The 2,811-nt window shown below is 55.3% G+C and carries 2 protein-coding genes; both read right to left on the bottom strand.

All coding sequences use genetic code 11. From position 1 onward, the window contains the following. On the bottom strand, positions 1 to 366 hold a 366-nt coding region (locus WA354_RS12480), incomplete at its 3' end, for a hypothetical protein (RefSeq protein ID WP_472813338.1). A 1,566-nt stretch (positions 367 to 1,932) separates the two neighbouring features. Next, positions 1,933 to 2,811: glycosyltransferase family 2 protein (locus WA354_RS12475; RefSeq protein ID WP_472813337.1), on the bottom strand; the 879-nt coding region annotated here is incomplete at its 5' end.

Below are 2,811 nucleotides of genomic sequence, written 5' to 3'. Positions count from 1 at the left end.
CGCGACGTATTCCAACAACTCCGCCTGCGCGATTGGGCTCTCCCGGTTTCTGAGCATGTACAGAAAGTTGCGGTCGCGAACTCGGCCACGATGACAATCGCGGATAAAGCGGCGAATGACATCGCGAAGCAGCTTGTCATTAGGGTTCGGCCGTTTCTGAGCATCGATTGCCTTCTTCGCCATTGCAACCAGAAGATCGATCTGCATCCGCTGCATTCGCCTTATGGCGGGCCCCACGGGGCGAAAAGGCTTGAAATAGGCCAGGTGGTATTGCATCCAAAGCAGATGCGCGCGCCATTCCTTGGAGAGTGCCTTGAATTCGCCGCTGCTTCCGTATTTAAGGAACTTGCGTGTGGCGCGCTTCATCTCTCGTTCGAGGAATTTGAGGCATTGCTTTTTTCTCAGCGCTAGATTCTTCAGTGCCTTGGGATCGACATCGCGCCTTTGAGCTTGAGGGCTCGACTTTCGAGCCTTTTGAGCTTCGAATCGCCCCCTCTTCAGTGTGACTCGAGCTGCAAAAGCGGCACCGCGAAGTTCTAGAAAATCCAGCTTAAACATCCCCCCTGTCGATCTCTGTGGCCTAAGCTTGGTGCAGAGCACAAGGGTGCGGTTCATCATGGAGGGGCTGAACGTACCCGAATTGAAATTGCGTGGCAACGGCTGGATTAGGAACGGATAACTAGTAAGAGACTGTCCAGCCACCTCTCGCGTCGCATACGAGTTCAGGATATGATTCAGTCCGGCCCAGATCAGGCCAGTCTGCGATTTGTTAAGCCGAACTGAGATGTCTATTCCCACCGATAGGTCTTTTGAAGAGGGCTGAGCGGGTGAATCAAGCTTTGTGGGGACGATAGGAGATTCGTGAAATCTGTACTGTGACCGCTCGCACAGTACGTTGGTTAACATTGTTGTCCGAGTTTTGGCGCGATTCTCGCGGACGCATCGGACCTCTCATCATGTTCAGTTCGCGGTACAACTTGAGACTCATCGAGGGCTATGAAGATGCATCCTAAAGAAACGCAAGGTTGAGCCTGTTTAGAACCCCTCGGCTCCAGGCCCCTGCTTGAGGTCACTGTGGGCTTTGGGTCTGGTACGGTTCATTGTTCACAGAATAGAGATGGCCAATAAAACGGGGACACTCCGACCGGAAGCTGCGCAGAGCAGCAGAGTGCTGTCAGAGCGCTTGAACTTTCTTTTCTCGATATGGAGAAGGATGCCTATTTGGATCTATGCCATTCTGGTATTGGTTTTCTCGCTTTTCTTCGCGCTTCAGTTCCATCAATGGCTCTCGCTCGTGCCCGATGCGCCTGCGGACTCGACGAATCCACCTGCTACCTCGCTCTATGTAGTTAACGAGGGTTACCTAACGGTGTTCGATGTATGGCTCACGTGCGAATTCTCTACGCAGACCGGTGTGATGAGGCTTGGCAATCAAACGTTGCGGGTTTCGAGTCTTGTGAAACGTATTGGTTTTGAGCATAGGGAATCAGTGCCTTGCGGAAGCGCTCTCCCTATTGAGAATTCGCCATTCCGAGGAACCACGTTTTTCACGATAACTGCAACATATCGAGTAGGCGGACTTCCCCTGCACCGTTCGCAGACATTCAGAATGAAAGCGGTCAACCTCCCTGATGGTACGCATCGGTGGTTGGATGCGAACTAAACATCTATCCGCGCGCCTGTGGGGAGTCCGGATTCTGAATCAATGCCCCGAAATTCAACGGGCGAGGGATCCAAATCTTGCGAGGTTAGCAGGGCTCTCGTTCACATATCAGTTCGTTTGGCTCCCCGGCTCAACCTGATTCTGAGCCACAGAATCGCGGTACTGTACACTTCCAGTTCCTGCTCGTCCCCAGGTTCAACCAAGGGACGACTGCGGCGAGCATCCGGGCATACACCGATGCTTGCGGTGGGGAACTCGTACCAGCTGGCTCAAGGGTGCCTAAGATCACGGTGTTTCGGCGAACGGATGAATAGCCAAAGTCCCTTGATGGCTGCCGGAACCAGAACGCGCCAACTGCTGGACACAATATCGCCTGGTTCCTGAGGGTTGCGGGGCCAGTCGAGGCGCTTGCCTCGGAGGCGGCGGATAAGGAAATGAAGGATATTTAGCCGCTGGCCGGGGAATTCCGTGAAGATTAGAAGCCAGTAAGCAAAAGAATTCCGGGCCTCCCGCTGGATGCTGGCGCGACTGAGAGGCGGGTGATAGACGACGGCGGATGGGAGATAGACGACGCGGTAGCCGTGCTCTAGGAGCCACGCAAAGGCATAACTTTCTTCGCCGATTTCGAAGGGTGCGCCGCGGCCAAGGCGTTCATCAAAGAATCGCTGGATGGGCAGTGCGCACCGGCGAAATGCCATGTTGGAACCGAGGCCCAAGCCGCCAAAAGTAGCGATCTCGAACCAGCGCGAATCCTGGTTGCTGAGGGCGCGCGGGCTTTGCTCGAGCGCCTCGGAATCCTGAGAGTCGGGTGTGATGACGCGGCCTGTGGTGGCGCCGGTTTGCGGGTCAGCAAAGGGCACAAGCAGAAGGCCGAGCCAATCCGGCGCGGGAATGACATCGTCGTTAAGGAACGCGACAATATCTGTGTCGCACTCGGTGAGACCGCGATTGCGGGCGCGGCTCAGGCCATGGACCGGTTCGACGGTATAGCGGGCATTGTAATCCTGCGCCACTTTGTGGGTGTCACTATCGCCTTCGTTGTCGACGACGAGAATCTGGTTCGGTGCGGGGCTGAGAGTGCTGACCGCGGCGAGACACTTCTGAAGCAAGACAGAGCGGTTACGAGTGCAGATGACGACGGTGACAGT

Source organism: Occallatibacter sp., from assembly GCF_049802275.1.
Lineage (GTDB): Bacteria > Acidobacteriota > Terriglobia > Terriglobales > Acidobacteriaceae > Telmatobacter.
The sequence above is the reverse complement of the archived record's forward strand: the minus strand, read 5'-3'. Positions and strand labels throughout refer to the sequence as shown.